16 protein-coding genes and 1 pseudogene are annotated in these 18,999 nt (G+C 66.4%); 10 read left to right on the forward strand and 7 right to left on the reverse strand.

The features are described 5' to 3' along the window. Positions 1-88: 88 nt before the first annotated feature. The 7 genes and pseudogenes from DCM79_RS29340 to DCM79_RS29370 form a co-directional block, all read right to left on the reverse strand. Positions 89-1,732: pseudogene (locus DCM79_RS29340) on the reverse strand (thiamine pyrophosphate-requiring protein); the annotation flags it as partial. A 989-nt stretch (positions 1,733-2,721) separates the two neighbouring features. Next, positions 2,722-4,317, reverse strand: a complete 1,596-nt coding sequence (locus DCM79_RS29345; RefSeq protein WP_257177543.1) for an MBL fold metallo-hydrolase — start codon at positions 4,315-4,317, stop codon at positions 2,722-2,724. Next, positions 4,314-5,234 (reverse strand): ribose-phosphate diphosphokinase, encoded by a 921-nt coding sequence (locus tag DCM79_RS29350; RefSeq protein WP_257177544.1) that lies wholly within the window; start codon positions 5,232-5,234, stop codon positions 4,314-4,316. The genes DCM79_RS29345 and DCM79_RS29350 overlap by 4 nt, the downstream gene beginning before the upstream one ends. Then, positions 5,231-6,772 carry a thymidine phosphorylase family protein gene (locus DCM79_RS29355; protein WP_257177545.1) on the reverse strand — a complete coding sequence of 514 codons (1,542 nt, stop codon included), beginning with the start codon at positions 6,770-6,772 and terminating at the stop codon, positions 5,231-5,233. The genes DCM79_RS29350 and DCM79_RS29355 overlap by 4 nt, the downstream gene beginning before the upstream one ends. 91 nt (positions 6,773-6,863) lie before the next feature. After that, positions 6,864-7,028, reverse strand: coding sequence for a Flp family type IVb pilin (locus DCM79_RS29360; RefSeq protein WP_126256157.1), 165 nt, complete (start codon positions 7,026-7,028; stop codon positions 6,864-6,866). Positions 7,029-7,277: 249 nt separating this feature from the next. Next, positions 7,278-7,514, reverse strand: a complete 237-nt coding sequence (locus DCM79_RS29365; protein ID WP_257177546.1) for a hypothetical protein — start codon at positions 7,512-7,514, stop codon at positions 7,278-7,280. A 59-nt stretch (positions 7,515-7,573) separates the two neighbouring features. Continuing rightward, positions 7,574-8,551 carry a Ku protein gene (locus tag DCM79_RS29370; RefSeq protein WP_257177547.1) on the reverse strand — a complete coding sequence of 326 codons (978 nt, stop codon included), beginning with the start codon at positions 8,549-8,551 and terminating at the stop codon, positions 7,574-7,576. A gap of 233 nt (positions 8,552-8,784) precedes the next feature. On the opposite strand from DCM79_RS29370, the gene DCM79_RS29375 reads away from it, so the two are divergent. From DCM79_RS29375 to DCM79_RS29420, 10 genes are all read left to right on the forward strand, one after another. Then, positions 8,785-8,940 carry a hypothetical protein gene (locus DCM79_RS29375; protein WP_187435894.1) on the forward strand — a complete coding sequence of 52 codons (156 nt, stop codon included), beginning with the start codon at positions 8,785-8,787 and terminating at the stop codon, positions 8,938-8,940. 224 nt (positions 8,941-9,164) lie between these two features. Beyond that, on the forward strand, positions 9,165-9,830 hold the full coding sequence (locus tag DCM79_RS29380; protein WP_018315821.1) for a response regulator transcription factor: 666 nt from the start codon (positions 9,165-9,167) through the stop codon (positions 9,828-9,830). Positions 9,831-9,924: 94 nt separating this feature from the next. Further along, entirely contained in the window at positions 9,925-11,301 is a 1,377-nt protein-coding gene (locus DCM79_RS29385; protein ID WP_028135428.1) for a sensor histidine kinase, read from the forward strand. Between the two features lie 159 nt (positions 11,302-11,460). Then, positions 11,461-12,861, forward strand: a complete 1,401-nt coding sequence (locus tag DCM79_RS29390; protein WP_257177548.1) for a hypothetical protein — start codon at positions 11,461-11,463, stop codon at positions 12,859-12,861. Positions 12,862-12,960: 99 nt separating this feature from the next. Next, positions 12,961-13,230, forward strand: coding sequence for a hypothetical protein (locus DCM79_RS29395; RefSeq protein ID WP_257177549.1), 270 nt, complete (start codon positions 12,961-12,963; stop codon positions 13,228-13,230). A gap of 131 nt (positions 13,231-13,361) precedes the next feature. After that, entirely contained in the window at positions 13,362-14,468 is a 1,107-nt protein-coding gene (gene ccmI / locus DCM79_RS29400) for a c-type cytochrome biogenesis protein CcmI (protein ID WP_257177550.1), read from the forward strand. Positions 14,469-14,505: 37 nt separating this feature from the next. Then, a complete protein-coding gene (gene ccmE, locus DCM79_RS29405; protein WP_257177551.1) occupies positions 14,506-15,030 on the forward strand; it encodes a cytochrome c maturation protein CcmE in 525 nt (174 codons plus the stop codon). Beyond that, positions 15,027-17,009, forward strand: a complete 1,983-nt coding sequence (locus tag DCM79_RS29410; RefSeq protein ID WP_257177552.1) for a heme lyase CcmF/NrfE family subunit — start codon at positions 15,027-15,029, stop codon at positions 17,007-17,009. Before ccmE ends, DCM79_RS29410 begins: the two co-directional genes overlap by 4 nt. A gap of 4 nt (positions 17,010-17,013) precedes the next feature. Beyond that, positions 17,014-17,496: a cytochrome c-type biogenesis protein gene (locus DCM79_RS29415; protein ID WP_257177553.1), complete on the forward strand. Its 483-nt coding sequence runs from the start codon at positions 17,014-17,016 to the stop codon at positions 17,494-17,496. Positions 17,497-17,625: 129 nt separating this feature from the next. After that, on the forward strand, positions 17,626-18,969 hold the full coding sequence (locus DCM79_RS29420; protein WP_257177554.1) for a methyl-accepting chemotaxis protein: 1,344 nt from the start codon (positions 17,626-17,628) through the stop codon (positions 18,967-18,969). Positions 18,970-18,999: the final 30 nt, after the last annotated feature.

Here is an 18,999-nt window from a genome sequence, read left to right on the forward strand (position 1 = left end):
GCGGCGGGAGCCAGCGTCGGGGTTCACCTCTCCCCGCTGGGGAGAGGTGGGCGGCGCAAGCAGTTGGACGCCATCGTGGACGCCCGGCTCACGTGCCCGGCCGCGACACCTCGGTCTCCTTCGTTGTGATGAACTCCAGCAGCACCGGCACGCCTTCCTGCGTCTTCTGGATGCCGCGCTTGATCGCGGGGATGATGTCCTCCGGCCTTGTCACCCGCTCGCCATAGCCGCCGAAGGCGCGCGCCATCGCGGCGTAGTCGCCGGAAATGTCGGTCGAGCGATATTTCTCGGTCGAGATCGGCATCACTTTCAGCTCGATCGCCATCGAGAAATTGTTGAGCAGGATCGACATGATCGGGATGCGCTCGCGCACCGCGGACTCGAAATCCATGCCGGTGAAGCCGATGGCCGCATCGCCCCAGACATTGATGCAGAGCTTGTCGGGCTTTGCGAGCTTGGCGCCCATCGCGAGCCCCAGGCCGTAGCCGAGCTGCGTCGTCTTGCCCCAGCCGAGATAGGTGAGGGGCTTCGTCGACTTCCAGAACGGCGAGAGCTGGTCGCGCGGGCTGCCGGCATCGTGCGTGATGATGGTGTTGTCGATATCGACGGTGTGCTGCAAATCCCACAGCACGCGATAGGGGCTGAGCGGGGAGTCGTTGCTGGTGAGCTTCGGCATCCATTTCGCCAGCCATTCCTGATGCGAGGCCGTGATCTCGGCCGCGACCGCCGACGCGTCGCGATCCGTGGTGACTGTCCTGCCGATCTCCTCCAGCAGCGCGTCGAGCACCAGACCGGCATCACCGACCAGGCCGATCTTCGCTTCCACATCCTTGTTGAGGTGGTTAGGATCGAGCGTGGAATGGATGATGGTCTTGCCCTTCGGCATCGCGATGCCGAAATTCGTTTCGGTGAACGAGCAGCCGATGCCGAAGATGACGTCGGCTTCGCCGAGGAATTTCGGCACCGCGCGCGGCACTGCGAGGCCGCCGGAGCCGAGCGAGAGCGGATGCGTTTCCGGGAACGAGGATTTGCCTCCCAAGCTGGTGGTGACGGGAATCGCCAGCCGCTCGGCGAGCCGCTTCAGCTGCGGCCAGGCCTGCGCGTAATGCACGCCCTGGCCGGCATAGATCACCGGCCGCTTGGCATTGACGAGCAGGCTGGCGGCCTCCTTGACGTGCACGGGATCGGCGCCGTAGCGCGTGCGCAGCACCGGCGTGTAGTCGAGCGGCTCCGGCACCTCCTCGTTCCACATGTCCGCGGGGATCTCGACGATGACGGGCCCGCCGCGGCCGTTCTTCAACTTGGTGAAGGCGCGGCGGAAGATGTTGGCGACCTCAGCCGCCAGGATGATCGGCTCGGACGACTTCGCGAACGGCTTCATGGCCTCGCTGGAATTGAAGTTCGGCTCGATATGCGCCAGCCGGCGCTGATAGCCCATCGGCAGCACCAGCACGGGCACGGATTCGCCGAAGCATTGCGCGACGCCGCCCATCGCATTCTCCGCGCCGGGCCCATGCTGCATGCAGAACGCGCCGATCGAGCGCCCCGAGGTGACGCGCGAGATCGCATCGGCCATGTGGATGCCGACGCGTTCCTGCCGCACCATCACGGGGCGGATCTCGGCCTTCGCCGCATGCTCGATCAGATGGTTGACCGGATAGCCGCAGAGGATCTCGATCCCCTCGCGCCGCATGATTTCCGCAATGGCGGTGCCGAGCTTCATGGCGTCTCTCTCCCTGGCAAGGCCGGTTGACCCGGCTGGTTGGGGGAGAGAGGATCAGGAAATGGCGAACTGAACAAGCTCCTGCGGTCGCAGCGATCGGATGTCAGCCATGCGGCCAGCCGACGACTCCACCAACAATCCATTGTGCTGCCCGACGGGCAAAACACCCCAGGGCTGGGTCGAGAGCCGTCAGCAAAAATATTCGTATTTACAGAAATTCGCTTTTGCCGTACAAGCCTGGACATCCCGCCCGCCACAAGGGGCGTTTCGCGATCGTCACGAGACGCGGGCCGGGATGCGGTGGCCGCGACGGCGTCGGCGCGCGATGGGCTTGCAGGGCGGGAAACCGTGAGCAACGACAGGGGCGATACGACACGGCACTGACAGCGTCCTTGTTCGGTCTCGGCAGTGAGCGCACGCCAGCTGTCGGGAACGCGGACGGGGATGTGCGCGGACGGAGAAGTCGTGTGGTCCTGACGCCCGGGGTTCTGGCGTCAAGTCTTGGCGGAGATGTGGCGGCCAACCGGCACGTGCATCGATCATCCGCAAGGCGACGGGGGCAATAGTGCAACGCTCCCCGGGGAGAGCACGAAGGACACCGTGAAAACCATCGCGCAGGGAAGGCCGGATGTTCCGGCATCACCTGTCGTCCACCCCGTGCGCTTTTTTGAAGCACACGCGGGACTTCGGGTGCCAGCCGGCGCCCGGCCTTCCCTGCGCCCTCGCTTTCGATAAGGGCGGAAGCGGACAGCAAAGCTCGGGCGAAACGCGCCGCGAGGATGAGCAGTCATGTCCATCGCCATAAATCGGTCGCGTGCCCCGGACGCAGCGCAGCGTCCCCGGCGATGCGAAGCATCGTCCGGTGCGGTGCGCTGCAGAGCCGGGGCCCATGTCGCAGAGCGCGATCATCGGAAAGATGGGTCCCGGCTCTGCGCCGCAACGTGAAGGACGTTGCAGCGCGTCCGGGACACGAGAGACGCGGTCGCGACCGGCGTCCGCTACGCCTTCTCCTCCAGCGCGCGGCGCAGCCTTCGGATGATGACGCCGCGGGCGCGGTCGTCGGCAGCGGCTCCGATCCTGTCGCTGATGTCGAGCACGAGCTCGGACATCTCGTTGTGCCAGTCGAGACGGGTCACGGCCTCCGGCGCGAGCCGCCGGCGGCGGCCGACGTCGAGCACGCGCGGCTCCGGCGCGGCGAGCTCGTAGATGTCGTCCAGCATCGGCTGGTAGACCTTCGCCGCGGGAATGATGCGCCCGGCGACGCGCTCGGCGAGACCCGCGACCGCACTTTCCTCGCCGTGGACCAGGAACAGCCCGCGGGCGATGGGGCGGCGCGCCGCGATCCAGCTGGCCATGCCGGCGCCGTCGGCATGGCCCGAATATTCGTCGATCATGCGGATGCGGGCCGCGACCTTGATCTCGTCGCCCTGGATGCGGACCGCCTTGGCGCCGTTCTGAAGGAAGCGGCCGAGCGTGCCGTTGGCCTGGAAGCCGGCGAGCAGCACGGTGGAGCGCTCGTTCCACAGCCAGCGCTTCAGATGATGGCGGATGCGGCCGGCATCGCACATGCCGCTGGCGGCGATGATGATGTGGAAACCGGACAGGCGCATGATCGCCTTGCTCTCGTCCGGGGTCTCGGTGAACTTGAGATGCGGCGAGTTGAGCAGGCGCGTGGCGTCGACCGACGGGTCGAGGCTCTCGGCATGGCGGCGAAACACTTCGGTGGCGCGGATCGCGAGCGGAGAATCGAGGAAGATCGGTGCGGTCGGAATCTCGCCGTGCTCCATCAGGTCGACGAGATCGACGATCAGCTCCTGGGTGCGCTCGACCGCGAAGGCGGGCAGCAGCAGCGCGCCGCCGGCGGCCGCCGCATCGCGCACTTCGGCGGCGAGATGCTTGCGGCGCAGCGCAGGCGTGGTGGCCTCGCGTATCCGGTCGCCATAAGTCGCTTCCGAGATGACGTAGTCGAAATCGGTTGGCGCTTCGGGATCGGGCTGCAGCAGCTTTGCCTCCGGCCCGACGTCGCCGGAGAGCAGCACGCGCATCGGACGCGGCGCGCCGTGCTCGGCGATCTCCAGCTCGATCGAGGCCGAGCCGAGCAGATGGCCGGCGTTCCAGTAGCGCGCGCGGACGCCCGGGATCACGTCGGTCCAGCGTTCATAGTCGACCGCGCGAAACGATTGCAGCGATGCGATCGCATCGGCCTGCGTATAGATCGGGTGAACCTCCTTGCGACCGCGCGAGGCGTTGCGCCGGTTGAGCTGCGTGACTTCCGATTCCTGGATGCTGCCGGCGTCGGGCAGCATGTAGGAGCAGAGGTCGATCGTGCCGCGCGTTGCCAGGATCGGTCCCTCGAATCCCCCACGCACCAGCTTCGGCAACAGGCCGCTGTGGTCGATATGGGCATGCGTAAGCAGCACGGCATCGATGTCGGCGGGACGAAACGGAAAGGCGCCGTAATTGAGCTCCTTCAGCGTCTTCTGGCCCTGGAACAGGCCGCAATCGACCAGGAAGCGGCCGCTTGCGGTCTGGAACAGATAGCTCGACCCGGTCACGGTGCGGGCGGCACCGCAGAATCGAACGGTAATGCTCATGGAATCGTCTCCGGAAGCTGTGTCGTCGGTAGTTCGGACCGCAAGGCGGCCGCAAGACTCTCGTCGAGCGCAATCGCATTGGTCGGATGCGGCACGCTGTCGGTCGAGCGGATCGACCGGATGCCGGCTTCAGTGAATGCAGGGATGATCGCCGGCGGAAACAGCGCGTGCGTCACGACCGCATCGACCGCGGTCGCGCCCATCGCCGCCAAGGCCCTGGCCGCGGCGATCAGCGTCGTGCCGGAAGAGACGATGTCGTCCACCAGCAGCGCGGGCCGTCCCGACAGCAGGCCGGGATCGGCAAAGCCAATGGAAACGGATCGATCGCCGTGCCGCGTCTTTCGCGCCACCGTGTGCTGCAATCGCAGCCGGCGCGCGATGTCGCTGACCCAGGGCTCGGACTCCATGTCGGGCCCGATTACGACGGTCGTGGGGTCGATGCCGCCCGTCGCCAGCGCGTTCGCGATCGCCGGCATGGCGGACAGGTTCTCCGCGTCGATACCTGGAAACACCGATCTGATGTCGGCGGTGCGATGCAAATGCGCATCGACGGTGACGATGCGGTCGACGGTCCTTGCGAGCAGGCCGCCCATCGCATGCTGGCTGATGGCTTCGCCGGCATGAAAGGCAGCGTCCTGCCGCATATAGCAGAGATAGGGCGCGACCAGCACCAGCCGCTTCGCGCCGTCGCGCCGCAACGCTTCCGCGGCGAATAGCAGGGCGATCAGCTTGTCATTGGGTTGATCGAGCGGGGCATAGAGCAAGGTGGTGTCGGCGGCGGGCGCGACGGTGACGCGCAGCTCGCCGTCGGGAAACCGATGCACGGCGATCTCGGCGCAGGACAGCCGGAGCCGGGCCGAAAGGCGCTTCGCCGCATCGCGGCCGCCGGGCAATGTCTGGAGCGCGATCGTGCTCACGAGGCTGACTTGCGCTGCGGGGCCTCGTGACCGTTGACGACGTAGCCGGTCTCCTCGGCGGCGGCGTCGGCAGCCAGATCATGCTCGGGGCGGTCGAACGTGTAGACGCGATAGAGCGGCTCGCCCTGCTCGACACGATCGCCGATCTTCTTGAACAGGCGGATGCCGGCGCCCTTGTCGAGCGGCGCGCCGGCGGTGCGGGCGAGGCGGTTCAGACGCAGGCAGTCGATCGCGGACACGGTGCCGTCATGGGACGCCTCGACGTCGAAGCTGAGCGATCCCAGCTCGTTGCTGCAGGTCGACGGGCCCTGGGCGTCGATGATCTTCTGCATCTGCTTCAGCGCCGCGCCGCTGTCGAGCAATTCGCGCGCCCGCGCATAGCCGGCGCCGCCGCGCAGCTTCGGATCGTATTCCAGCAGATGCGCGGCGAGCCGCAGCGATTTCTCGCGCAGATCGCGCGGCGCATCGGGCTCGTTGCCGAGCACCGCCATGACGTCATTGGCCTCGAGCACCGGCCCGATGCCGTTGCCGATCGGCTGGCTTCCGTCGGTCACGATCACCTCGACGGAGCGGCCGAAGCGGTCGCCGACGAATTCGAACAGCTTGCGCAGCCGCATCGCCTCGACGCCGCTGGTGACCTTCGCGGTCGGACCGACCGGAATGTCGATCAACAGATGGGTCGAGCCGGCCGCGATCTTCTTGGAGATGATCGAGGCGACCATCTGCTCGCGGGTATCGAGGCTGAGCGGACGCTCGACCGAGATCAGGACGTCATCGGCCGGCGACAGGTTCACGTGCCCGCCCCAGATCAGGCAGCCGTTGCAGGCCGAGACGATCGCCTTCATCTCCTCGACGCCGACATTCACCCGCGCCAGCACCTCCATCGTGTCGGCGGTGCCGGCAGGCGAGGTGATGGCGCGCGAGGACGTCTTGGGGATCGGCAGGCCGTGGGCGGCGACGATGGGCACCACGACCATCGAGGTGCGGTTGCCGGGGATGCCGCCGATGCAATGCTTGTCGACGACGACAGGGGTCGGCCACACCAATTGCGTGCCGGCCTGGGCCATCGCACCGGTGAGGGCGAGCAGCTCGTCGCTGGTGATGAAGCTCGCCGAGCCGATCAGGAAGGCGGCGATCTCCATGTCCGAGTAGCGATAATGGGCGAGGTCGTTGATGATCGCGCCGATCTCGGCCTGGCTCAAGGTTCGGCCGCGGATCTTGGCGCGCACCGCCTCCAGGCTCTCCGGAGGCGCAGCGGGCCTGACCGTGACCTGCGTGCCCACGCCTTGCGCGAAGCGCCGGAACGCCGGCTCGGACAGTCCGATCTCGTCCGGTGCCGCCAGCGTATCGTCGTCCGTGATCAGCAGGGTCGCCAGCATGACCTTGTCGCCCTGGCGCAGCTCGACGCGGCTGAAGCCGCGGAAGATCTCGGCGCGCAGCGCCTTCGACTGCCTGGAGACGACGACGACGTTCTCGCGGCCGGTATCGAGCCGGACCCGGCGGATCTTCAGTTGGGCGTGCGAAAGCTCTGGATGCATGGACAGGCCGGCAGCGAGGAAACTCGGCCCTCATGCTTAGACGTGGCGGCCCTGATGCTGTTGACGCAGATCATGGCCGGCGCGGCGGGCGTTACTTGATCGCCGTGCTGACCGCGTTGAACTTGCTGTTGAGGAGGGCGCCGCCCGTGTTGTTCACGGCGGTCACGATCGCCAGCGCGATCCCCGCGGCGATGAGGCCGTACTCGATGGCGGTCGCACCATTCTCATCGGCAAGGAAAGACCTAAGCAAACGCATTGCCCAACTCCTGTTCATCCGATCCAACGTATGGTCGCGTCGTCATCGAATGCGTCAATAGATCGAATAAGCTTGGTGCGCCAAAAAATTAGCCCGCGCGATCGCGCCTCCGCTGATACGACGGCAGTCATTAAATTAAGGTTCCGCCGGTGCGTCCAAATGGATTCAAATCGCGAGGCCCTCGCGGTCGCATCGGGGAGGAGGGTGCCGCTTAACGGATTGTTGAGGCTGTTTGCCGGGCCAGCGTGCTCATCGGCGCCGGCCGGGCGCGTTCAGGGCCCGCAACATGGCGATACGGGCGAACATCACCCAGCCGCCGCCCGTCTCGGCCGCGTTGATCAGGGTCTCGACGGCGGTCTGCCAGTCCGCCTCGCGCTGGGCGTCCTCGGGCAACTGCATGATGTAGTCCGCCGCGTCCTGGAGGGTGCGCAGTGCGCGCTTGCTGCTCACGCGCACGGGATCGTCGAACGCCGTCGACCAGGGCATGTCAGGCGGCCCGATCCGCGGGGGGTGACATCACGGCGTGATTGCAGGATGCGGCGCTGTCAGCCCGCCTTCTTCGCCCGCGCCGGCGCGCGGACCGGCTTGTCGGCGGCCTTCTTCGGGGCCTCCTTCGCCTTTGCCGCAGCGTCCTTGCCGCCCTTGCCGGAGATCGGCAGCAGCATCTCGCGCTGGCCCTCGACGCGCTTCTTCGGCTTCTTGGCCTTGGCTTCCTTGGCAACCTTGGCTGCGGGCGCTGTGTCCTTCTCGTTCGCGATGCTCTTCTTCAGCGCGTCCATCAGGTTGATGACGTTGCCGCCGGTCTTCGGCGCCGCCTTGGCTGCGATCGGCATGCCGCTGCGCTTCTTGTTGATGAGATCGATCAGCGCGGTTTCGTAATGATCCTCGAACAGCTCCGGCTCGAACGCGCCGGACTTCTTCTCGACGATGTGCCGGGCGAGGTCGAGCATGTCCTTGGTGAGCTTCACGTCCTGGATGTCGTCGAAATATTCCGTCTCGCTGCGCACCTCGTAGGGGTAGCGCAGCAGGGTGCCCATCAGCCCGCTCTCGAGCGGCTCGAGCGCGATGATGTGCTCGCGGTTGGTCAGCACCACGCGTCCGATGGCGACCTTGCCCATGCTGCGGATGGTCTCGCGGATCACGGCATAGGCGTCGTGGCCGACCTTGCCGTCCGGCACCAGATAATAGGGGCGGATCAGATAGCGGTTGTCGATGTCGGTCTTCGGCACGAACTCGTCGATCTCGATCGTGTGCGTGGAATCGAGCGCGATCTCGTCGAGCTCGTCCTTGGTGACCTCGATGTAAGTGTCGGTGTCGACCTTGTAGCCCTTGACGATGTCCTCGGAAGTCACCTCGTCGCCGGTCTCGGCGTCGACCTTGAGGTACTTGATCCGGTGGCCGGTCTTGCGGTTGATCTGGTTGAAGGACACCTTCTCGGTATCCGAAGTGGCCGGGTAGAGCGCAACCGGGCAGGTCACGAGCGACAGACGCAGAAAACCCTTCCAATTGGCGCGGGGGGCCATGGGCTACTCCAAACGCAACAGGGACAGACTTATGAGGATACCATCGGGGAACAACGAATCAAAGCAAGGTCGGTTGCTGAATCTTCCAACTGCGTTAACCGGCCGCTGCGCCCTGCTGTCGCTGCCCGATCCGGGCGTAACAGCCGGAACATCGTATCCCATCACGCGTTGGCCCTGACATCAGCTGCGAGGAGGTCGCGGCTAATCGAAGCGACATCCAGATTGAGGGCATCATGGCAACCACGCGAGAGCAGCGTCAGATCGTGGAAACTCCGACCGAGGCGCGCCAGGGCGAGCCCGGACCTTCGGTGGCGGCGCTGCTCGCCATTTCGACCGGCCTTGCGATCCTGATCCTGGCCGTCGTCTGGTTCGTGTTCTTCCGGACCTGACGGCCGAGAGGAAGGCGGACTCTTCAGACCTGCCGCGGGTACGCGGCACATTGCGCCCGCCCTGCTGCCGGTCCGTCCGGCCGCAGGGCGGGCGCAGTCGCGTCGGCTATCGACATCCTATATGACCAAAAAGTAAGGCGGCAGGTTCCCCGCGTTCATATTCAGTTCACGCCGGAATTGCTCATCTGTCGCCGTGTTGTCGCGGTCTATTGCTGGAGAGAAGCGTGCGCCTGCTCGTTGTTGAGGACGACCCTGATCTCAATCGCCAGCTCACCAAGGCGCTGACCGACGCCGGCTATGTCGTCGATCGGGCCTTCGACGGGGAAGAGGGGCACTATCTCGGCGACAACGAGCCGTATGATGCCGTCGTGCTCGACATCGGCCTGCCGAAGAAGGACGGCATCTCGGTGCTGGAGGCCTGGCGCCGCAACGGCCGCACCATGCCGGTCCTGATCCTCACCGCACGCGACCGCTGGAGCGACAAGGTGCAGGGGTTCGACGCCGGCGCCGACGACTACGTCGCCAAACCGTTTCACCTGGAGGAAGTGCTGGCACGCATCCGCGCGCTGCTGCGCCGCTCCACCGGCCATGCCCAGAGCGAGCTCAGCTGCGGTCCCGTCACGCTCGATACCAGGACCGGCCGGGTCAGCGTGTCGGGCAATCCCGTCAAGATGACCTCGCACGAATATCGGCTTCTGGCCTACCTGATGCACCATTCCGGGCGGGTGGTCTCGCGCACCGAGCTGGTCGAGCATCTCTACGACCAGGACTTTGACCGCGACTCCAACACGATCGAGGTCTTCGTCGGCCGCATCCGCAAGAAGCTCGATGTCGACATCATCCAGACCGTCCGCGGCCTCGGCTATCTCCTGACCCCGCCGGCCGCCTGACGCGGTCCGGGGCTTGACGGGCCGCCCGACAGGGGCCTTGGTCCGGTCATGACCGCCGACGCCCTGCCATCCTGCGCCTCCCGGGATATTTCCGATGGCCGCTAGCTCACTTGCCAACCGGCTGTTCTTGTCGGCGACCGCCTGGCTCGTGGTGATCCTGGCCATCACCGGGGTGGTGCTGTCGTCAGTCTACAAGGACGCCACCGAGCGCGCCTTCGACCGCCGGCTCAACCTCTATCTGCGCACCCTGATCGCCGAGGTCGCCACCCCCGACGAGCCGCCGGACCGCCAGTTCCAGTCGCTGGGCGAGCCCCTGTTCGAGCTGCCGCTGTCGGGCTGGTACTGGCAGATCACGCGGACCGACACCGAAAAGCCGGAAGTGCGCTCCTCGCGCTCGCTCTGGGACAAGAAGCTCCCGAAGCTGGAGGAGCAGGGCGCCGAGCTCACCGCGGCCGGCATTCGCCTGGCCTATGTCGACGGACCCGAAGGACAGAACCTGCGCATGGTCGAGCGCCCGGTCGATCTCGGCGCCGACGGCAAGTTTCTGGTCAGCGTCGCCGGCGACGACACCGAGATTTTCGACGAGACGCGCAGCTTCGACTATTATCTCGGCGGCACCTTCACCGCGCTCGGCATCGTGCTGTTGCTGACGACCGTGTTCCAGGTCCGTTTCGGCCTGGCGCCGCTCAAGCGCATCTCGGAATCGATCGCCGACATCCGCTCCGGGCGGGCGGAGCGGCTCGAGGGCGAATTTCCGGTCGAGATCGCGCCATTGGCGCGCGAGACCAACGCGCTGATCGATGCCAATCGCGAGATCGTCGAGCGCGCGCGCACCCATGTCGGCAATCTCGCCCACGCGATCAAGACGCCGCTCTCGGTCATCGTCAACGAGGCCGGCGCCCACATTGCCGATCCCTTCGCGGCCAAGGTGATGGAGCAGGCGGACGTGATGCGCGACCAGGTCGCCCATCATCTGGAGCGCGCCCGCATCGCCGCGCGGGTCTCCGTGGTCGCGACCGTGACGGAGGTCGCGCCCGCCATCGAGGCGCTGCGGCGGACCATGGAGAAGATCCATCGCGATCGCGGCATACTGGTCGAGGCCAAGGCCGATCCGTCGGCGAAATTTCGCGGCGAGCGCCAGGATCTGGAGGAGATGGTCGGCAATCTCGTCGACAATGCCTGCAAATGGGCGGTCTCGCGCGTTTTCATCGAGGTCCTGGTGGATCCGCCGCCCCAGGCGGGAGCGGGCCCGCGGCTGCGGATCGTCGTCGATGACGACGGCCGCGGCCTGTCGGAGGCCGAGCGCGCCCAGGTCTCCCGGCGCGGCCAGCGGCTCGACGAGTCCAAGCCCGGCTCGGGATTGGGGCTGTCGATCGTGACCGACCTCGCCGCGCTTTACGGCGGCAGCCTCTCGCTCGGCGGCGCGCCGACCGGCGGCCTGCGCGCCGAGCTGATCCTTCCGGGAATATAATCCGTTGTTCCGGCGTGGATTTTCGCCCTCGCCAAGGGCCGGCCGACGCCCGCCAGGGGGATTCAGCCCGACTTCCTAAACGGCTTCTTAAGTGGGCCCTCCTATGATCGCGCCCGGACGCATCCATGTCCGCGATTTTACCGTGCATTATCCGGGCGCATGAGCCAGACATCGATCGAGCGGCTGAGGGAATATCTCGCGCAGCTCCCGCCGCAGGCGCAGGCGCTGCTGATGCGGGAGTTCGAGCGCGCGCTCGAGCGCGGCCAGGACACGGCGGTGGCGACCCTCGTGCTCGAGCAGTTGCGCAAGATTGTCCGCAAGACCGAGGCCGATGAGGCCCCGCCGCCACGCACGGACGATCTGTCGCGGCTGCTGTTCCAGGTGCTGGAACCGTTCCTGGTCGAAGCGGGCGTCCCGATCCGGGTCGGCCAGATTCGCCGCTCCTCGCTCCAGCCGATCTGGCAATGGCTCGGCCGCGACGGCGCGCCGGCCAAGATCAACGAATTCGAGGCCGCGCTGGCCCGCATGCCCGCCGACAGTGCGGGGCAGGTCGAGGCCTTGGCACTGAAGCTCCAGGCCGCGGCTGCGGACGCCATTTTCGCGTTGACGGGTCCCGGCGGCGGCGACAAATCGCGGGCGCTGGCCCGGGTCGGTCCGCCCAATGTGATCGAAGACCTCTATTCGATCGGAGCGGTGCTCCAGGTCCGCGAGGCCATTGCCAGCCTGAACGAGAAGCTGCCGCGGACCTTGCGCGCATTCGGCGATTCCCAGATCGCCTCGGTGACGTCGGCGCTCAACATTCCGGTGCTGCAGACGCCACAAATGCTGCCCTTCGCGCTGTCGGTCGTGGTGCAGCGGATGACCGCGCCGTGGCAGATCATTCGCCTCGCCATCAAGATCGCCGCCTCCGACGACGAGATCCGCGTCGCGGCGACGCCTTACGGCGCTGCCATCACGATCGCGCTGCACGACCTGTCCTGTGTCGCGGCCACCTTGCGCATGGACATCAAGCGCGGCCATTTCGACAACGTGGCCGGTAATCTCAAAGCGTTGCATGACGGCGTGCGCGGCCTGCGCACCGAGCTCGACCTGCGCAACGATTCCGCCTGGGGCAAGCAGCTGATCTCGATCCGGGCCGACATCTCCAACGCGCTGCAATCCGAGATCGACAGCGTTCCCGGCCGGGTCCGCCGCATCCTCCGCCAGCGGCCCGAGAAGGACATTCCGCCGGGCGCGCGGATCGACGGTACCGAGGTGGAGGAGACCTTGGCGCTGATCGATTTCGTCGCGACGTGCCGCAATTATGCGAGCGAGCTTGCGATCAACGAGGTGACGCTGCGCACCTATTCCGATCTCCAGCAATATGTCGAACGCTCGACCGAGCAGCTGGTGCAGTCGTTGCGCGCCGCCGATCACAAGGTCCGCACCTATCGGCAACAGCAGGTGGACGCCGCAATTCGCTTCTGCCAGGTGCTGTTTGGCGACGATTACGCCTCGCTGATGAGCCGGGCCGCGCAAAACGCCGCTACCGGCGAGCGCAAATCGTCGCTCGCGAGCTGATTAAGCGCATATTTTCGTGATCACAATTTCTGGTTGACGGTGGCGGTAGCGCGCCGTACGGTTCCCCGTAGAATTCCGGGGGACATCTATTTGTGGCGCATGAAACCCGTCATCAGCTCGATCGAAATTGAGAACCGTGTCGTCGTTGCCAAGTATCAAAGGCTGATGGTCGGCGCCAAAGTGGTGCTGGTCGAGAAGGCAAGCGGCCGGCAATGGTCCGAGACCATCACGCGGGTTGCGTCGCCGGTTCCCGTTGGCGCGCTGCGCATCAGATTGCCGGAGGCCGTCACGCCGGGAACGTATTTCCTGAAGGCCTACAACGGCCACGGCGAGCAGGCCGCGCAAAGCGCAGATTTCGAGATCGGCTAAGCCGTTGGATTCGCATCGTTTCGAGACTGCGTGCGGTCGCGCCGAATTGACAATTGTCAATTGCCGCATCATCCGGCCGTGGTGTAAAGGCACCTATAGGCGCAGTTCGTGCGCTGCCGGAAGCCTGCCAGATGACGCTATGGTTCGTGTTCGCGCTGATGACGGTCGCGGCGATTTTCGCCGTGCTGTGGCCGCTTGGCCGCACGGGCCGCGCGGAAGATCAAGGTAGCGAGGTCGCGGTTTACAAGGACCAGTTGGCCGAGATCGAGCGTGATCTCGCCGCTGGCTCGATTCCGGCGCCCGACGCCGAGGCCGCGCGCATCGAGATCAGCCGCAGGCTGCTTGCCGCGGCCGCCAGCGAGCCCGCGATGGCAGCGACCTCGAACGTGACATGGCGCCGCGCGGCGGCCGTGCTGGCGCTCGCCGGACTGCCGCTCGTTGCGGTCGGCGTCTACATGCCGCTCGGCTCGCCGAAGCTTCAGGACTTTCCGCTGGCGCAACGGGAGCGCGTGCCGGGCAAGGCGCAGTCGCTCGAGAATCTCGTCGCACAGGTCCAGCAACATCTGGAGACGAATCCGACCGACGGCCGCGGCTGGAACGTGCTCGCGCCGGTGCTGCAGCGGCTCGGCCGTTTCGACGATGCGGTGCGCGCCTATCGCAACTCGCTCACCTACAATGGCGAAAGCGCGGAGCGCCGCGCCGATCTGGGCGAAGCGATCGCGGCCGCCGCCGGCGGCGTGGTGACCGCCGAGGCCAAGACCGAATTCGAGCGGGCCCACGCGCTGGACGCGGACGATCCCAAGGCCAATTACTTCCTCGGCCTTGCCGCCGAGCAGGACGGCCGCAAGGACGATGCAGCCAATATCTGGCGCGGGCTGCTTGCGAAAGCGCCCGCCGATGCGCCCTGGCGCGCCCTGGTGCAGACCTCGCTGGCGCGGGTCGGCGGCGGCGGCACGATGCCGGTGCTGTCCGATGAGACGATTGCCGCGTCTAAGGACATGGCCGAAGGCGATCGCAACGCGATGGTGCGGGGCATGGTCGAACGTCTGGCCACCCGGTTGAAGCAGAACGGCGACGACGTCGAGAGCTGGCTGCGCCTGGTGCGCGCCTATCTCGTGATGGGCGAGCGGGAAAAGGCGATGGGGGCGTCGGCCGACGCCCGGCAGGCGGTGGCCAGCGATGGCGAGCGGCTTCGCCAGCTCAACGAAGGCCTCAGGACGCTCGGGCTCGGCGGATGACGATGTCGGGACGACAGAAGCGGAGAACGGATACGCCATGACGCGCAAGCAGCGACGTATGACCATCATCGGCGGCTCGCTCGCCGTGCTCGCGCTCGCGGCCGCGCTGGTGCTCAACGCCCTTCGCGACTCCATCGTATTCTTCTCGACGCCGACCATGGTCGCCGAGAAGCACGTCGAGCCGGGTAAGCGGTTTCGTCTCGGTGGGCTGGTGCAGCCCGGCTCGCTGCAGCGTGGGGACAATCTCGCGGTGACGTTCGAGGTCGCCGACGGCAACGCCAAGCTGCCGGTGGCCTACAAGGGCATCCTGCCCGACCTGTTCCGCGAGGGGCAGGGCGTCGTGGCCGAAGGTGCGCTCGACGCCAACGGCGTATTCAAGGCCGATACCGTGCTTGCCAAGCACGACGAGACCTACATGCCCAGGGAAGTCGCCGATGCCCTGAAGAAGCAGGGGCACTGGAAGGACGATTACGGCGGCAAGCCCGCTGACGCTGCCAAGACATCTGATGCGGGCAAGCCGGCGACGACGGCGCAGGGCAATCCGCAAGGAGCGGTGCGGTGATCGCAGAAACCGGACATTACGCGCTGGTGCTGGCGCTTGGGCTCGCACTGATTCAGTCGGTCGTGCCCCTGATCGGTGCGCGCCTGCGCGACGCGGCGCTCATGAACGTGGCGCGCTCCGCGGCGCTGGCGCAGCTTCTGTTCGTCGGCGCTTCGTTCACGGCGCTCGTGATGCTGCACGTGAACTCGGATTTCTCGGTCGCCAACGTCTACGAGAATTCCCACTCGATGAAGCCGCTGCTCTACAAGATCACCGGCGTGTGGGGAAATCATGAAGGCTCGATGCTGTTGTGGGTGTCGATCCTCGCGTTGTTCGGCGGGCTGGTCGCCGCCTTCGGCAATAACTTGCCGCTGTCGCTGCGCGCGCACGTGCTCGCCGTCCAGGCCTGGGTCGCCGGCGCCTTCTATCTCTTCATCCTCGTGACGTCGAACCCGTTCCTGCGTATCGCGAGCCCACCGATCGAGGGACGCGATCTCAATCCGGTGCTTCAGGACATCGGGCTCGCCGTGCATCCGCCGATGCTCTATCTCGGCTATGTCGGTTTCTCGATCTCGTTCTCCTTCGCCATCGCGGCGCTGATGGAGGGACGGATCGACGCGGCCTGGGCGCGCTGGGTGCGGCCGTGGACGCTGGTCGCCTGGATCTTCCTGACGCTCGGCATCGCCATGGGCTCGTACTGGGCCTATTACGAGCTCGGCTGGGGCGGCTGGTGGTTCTGGGATCCGGTCGAGAACGCCTCGCTGATGCCGTGGCTCTCCGGCACCGCGCTGCTCCATTCGGCGCTGGTGATGGAGAAGCGCAACGCGCTGAAGGTCTGGACCATCCTGCTCTCGATCCTGACCTTCTCGTTGTCGCTGCTCGGCACCTTCCTGGTGCGCTCGGGCGTCATCACCTCGGTGCACGCTTTCGCCACCGATCCCACCCGCGGCGTGTTCATTCTGCTGATCCTCTGCCTGTTCATCGGCGGCAGCCTGTCGCTGTTCGCGGGCCGCGCCACTTCGTTGAAGCAGGGCGGCCTGTTCGCGCCGATCTCGCGCGAGGGGGCGCTGGTCCTGAACAATCTGCTGCTCACGGTCGCCTGCGCCGTCGTGCTGTTCGGCACGCTCTATCCGCTGGCGATGGAGATGCTCGCCGACTTCAAGATGTCGGTCGGTGCACCGTTCTACAACCTGACCTTCGCGCCGCTGTTTGCCCTGTTGCTGCTGGCCGTGCCGTTCGGGCCGATGATGGCGTGGAAGCGCGGCGACCTGCTCGGCGTGACGCAGCGCCTGCTCGCTGCGGGCGTCGCCGGCCTTGCCGCCGTCGCCATCGCCTGGGGCTGGGCGACCGGCGGCAGCACGTTGGCGCCGCTTGCGATCGGGCTTGGCGTCTTCGTCATCGCCGGCGCGGTCACCGACATCGTCGAGCGGACCGGCCTCGTGCGGCTGCCGTTCGCGACCGTGCTGCACCGGGCGCGCGGCCTGCCGCGCTCGGCCTGGGGCACCGCGTTTGCGCATGCCGGCCTCGGCGTGGCGCTGATCGGGATCGTCTGCGAGACCACCTGGAACAGCGAATATATCGCGACGATGAAGCAGAACGAGGTCGCCCACATCGCCGGCTTCGACGTGAAGCTCGACGGCGTGCTGCAGCGTCAGGGCCCGAACTACCGCGAGATGATCGCCGAGTTCAACGTCAGCCGCGACGGCGCCCCGCTCAGCGTCATGACGCCGTCCAAGCGCAACTTCACCACCCGCGGCTCCTCGACCACCGAGGCCGCATTGCTGACCCGCGGCGCGAGCCAGCTCTATATCTCGCTCGGCGACGCCAACGCCGAGGGCGCCATCGCCGTGCGCATCTATTACAAGCCGATGGTGCTCATGATCTGGTGGGGCCCGGTGCTGATGGCGCTCGGCGGCGTGCTGTCGCTGTCCGACCGGCGCCTGCGGGTCGGCGCGCCGAAGCCGGCGCGGGCCAAGCAGCGCCTCCAGCCGGCGGAGTGATCCGATGCGCCGGATCATGGCCGCGTTCGCCCTGCTGATGCTGATGGCTTTGCCTGCGGCCCACGCGGTGCAGCCCGACGAGATCATGTCGGATCCCGCCAAGGAAGCCCGTGCGCGCGAGCTGTCGCGCGAGCTGCGCTGCATGGTCTGTCAGAACCAGTCGATCGACGATTCCGATGCGCCCCTGGCGCGCGACCTGCGGCTCCTGGTGCGCGAGCGCATCGGCGCCGGGGACAGCAATTCGCAGGTGCTCGATTTCCTGGTCGCGCGCTACGGCGAGTTCGTGCTGCTGAAGCCGCGCTTCGAGCGTCAAAACGCGCTGCTGTGGCTGCTCGGACCGCTGCTGCTGATCGGTGGCGGCGTGGCGTTGTGGCTGCAAATCCGGCGTCGCGCCCATGGCGGTGCAGACGTACCTGCGCCGCCGCTGACGGCCGACGAGAAAGCGAAGCTCGCGGCCTTGATGTCCGAGGAGACCAAATCTCCGTAGCCACGCGATCATCGTTGTGGCCACGTAGTCCTACGTAGATCGTTGGCTCACCGCCGCGCGGTTCATGGTATTTTGACCTTTGTCTGGAAGCTTGTCGCGAGCTTCGATTCCAGACTCCGAGTTTCTCCGATGTTCGCGAACAGTAATCTGACGATCCGCTTCCTGGTCGGCGCCGTCGTCGCTGCACTGTTGTTCTTGCTGGGCATCGGCGGCGGCACCGGCTTCGTTGCGGTGCTCTATCTCAACAACGAGATCACCAGCCTGTCCTCGAATTTCGCTGCGCTGAGCGGCCCCGCGCGCGACCATGCCATGCAGATCTATCAGCAGGCGCAGGCCGCGTTTTCCTACTTCCTGGTCGCCTGCGGCGTGATCGCCGTCGTCGCCGTCGCGATCTGCCTCACGACCTGGTTTGCCGTCCGCAACGGCATCCTCAATCCGCTGGCGGCGATCGTCCATGCGATGCGCGAGGTCGCCGACCAGAAGTTCGAGACACCGGTTCCGGGGCTCGGCCGCACCAACGAGATCGGCCTGCTCGCCGGTGCGCTGGAGGTGTTCAAGACCAACGGCATCGAGCGGCGCCACCTCACCGAACGGCAGCTGCACGAAGCGCAGCATCAGGCCGAGCGATCGAAATTCCTGGACGACCGGATCAAGCGCTTCAACGATCTCGTCGCCAGCGTCGTCGATAGCGTGGCGTCATCGGCGGTGCATCTGAAGAGCAACGCCGAGACACTGTCGCGGACGGCCAACGATACCAGCACCAAGGCCAATGCGGTGGCGAGCGCGGCAAGCCTCGCCAGCGCCAGCGTGCAGACGGTGGCAGGTTCTGCCGGCGAGATGACGAATTCGATCGGCACGATCAGCCGCCGCGTCACCGACGCGACCCAGCGCGCCGAAGGCGCGGCGTCCGATGCGGAGAGGAGCCGCGACACCATCCACACGCTGTCGGATGCTGCCGACAAGATCGGCGAGGTCGTCCAGCTGGTGCAGGCGATCGCATCGCAGACCAATCTCTTGGCGCTGAACGCCACCATCGAGGCGGCACGGGCAGGGGAGGCCGGCAAGGGGTTTGCGGTGGTCGCCTCCGAGGTGAAGAATCTGGCGCATCAGACCAGCAAGGCGACGGAGGAGATCACCTCCCACGTCGCCAGCATTCAAGGCATCACCGCACAGACGCGCGATGCGATCGACGGCATCTCCAAGACGCTGTCGGAGATCTCGTCCATCATGTCCGGCATCGAGGTCGACACCTCCCAGCAGCGCAACGCGACGCAGGAGATCACGCGCAGCGCCCAGGACGCCGCGCGCGGCACTCTCGACGTCTCCAACCATATCGTGCAGATCACTTCAACCTCCGCCGAGACCGGCCGCATGGCCGCCGAGGCGCGCGATTCCGCTGTCGATCTGTCGCAGCAGGCGGAAACCTTGAAGCGTGAAGTCGACGAGTTCATCGTCAGCGTCAGAGCGAGCTAAAGCTCACAAAAAGCCCGTTCCGCAGCGTTT

It is taken from the genome of Bradyrhizobium sp. WBOS07 (assembly GCF_024585165.1).
Taxonomy (GTDB): Bacteria; Pseudomonadota; Alphaproteobacteria; order Rhizobiales; family Xanthobacteraceae; genus Bradyrhizobium; species Bradyrhizobium japonicum_B.

Excerpts from the sequence above, each read along its gene's own strand:
- DCM79_RS29370 (WP_257177547.1), bottom strand. The coding sequence starts at position 8,551 with ATGGCCCCCCGCGCCAATTGGAAGGGTTTTCTGCGTCTGTCGCTCGTG.
- DCM79_RS29365 (WP_257177546.1), bottom strand. The coding sequence starts at position 7,514 with ATGCCCTGGTCGACGGCGTTCGACGATCCCGTGCGCGTGAGCAGCAAG.
- DCM79_RS29395 (WP_257177549.1), top strand. The coding sequence starts at position 12,961 with ATGAAACCCGTCATCAGCTCGATCGAAATTGAGAACCGTGTCGTCGTT.
- DCM79_RS29415 (WP_257177553.1), top strand. The coding sequence starts at position 17,014 with ATGCGCCGGATCATGGCCGCGTTCGCCCTGCTGATGCTGATGGCTTTG.
- DCM79_RS29390 (WP_257177548.1), top strand. The coding sequence starts at position 11,461 with ATGAGCCAGACATCGATCGAGCGGCTGAGGGAATATCTCGCGCAGCTC.
- ccmI (WP_257177550.1), top strand. The coding sequence starts at position 13,362 with ATGACGCTATGGTTCGTGTTCGCGCTGATGACGGTCGCGGCGATTTTC.
- ccmE (WP_257177551.1), top strand. The coding sequence starts at position 14,506 with ATGACGCGCAAGCAGCGACGTATGACCATCATCGGCGGCTCGCTCGCC.
- DCM79_RS29360 (WP_126256157.1), bottom strand. The coding sequence starts at position 7,028 with ATGCGTTTGCTTAGGTCTTTCCTTGCCGATGAGAATGGTGCGACCGCC.
- DCM79_RS29345 (WP_257177543.1), bottom strand. The coding sequence starts at position 4,317 with ATGAGCATTACCGTTCGATTCTGCGGTGCCGCCCGCACCGTGACCGGG.
- DCM79_RS29375 (WP_187435894.1), top strand. The coding sequence starts at position 8,785 with ATGGCAACCACGCGAGAGCAGCGTCAGATCGTGGAAACTCCGACCGAG.
- DCM79_RS29385 (WP_028135428.1), top strand. The coding sequence starts at position 9,925 with ATGGCCGCTAGCTCACTTGCCAACCGGCTGTTCTTGTCGGCGACCGCC.
- DCM79_RS29420 (WP_257177554.1), top strand. The coding sequence starts at position 17,626 with ATGTTCGCGAACAGTAATCTGACGATCCGCTTCCTGGTCGGCGCCGTC.
- DCM79_RS29355 (WP_257177545.1), bottom strand. The coding sequence starts at position 6,772 with ATGCATCCAGAGCTTTCGCACGCCCAACTGAAGATCCGCCGGGTCCGG.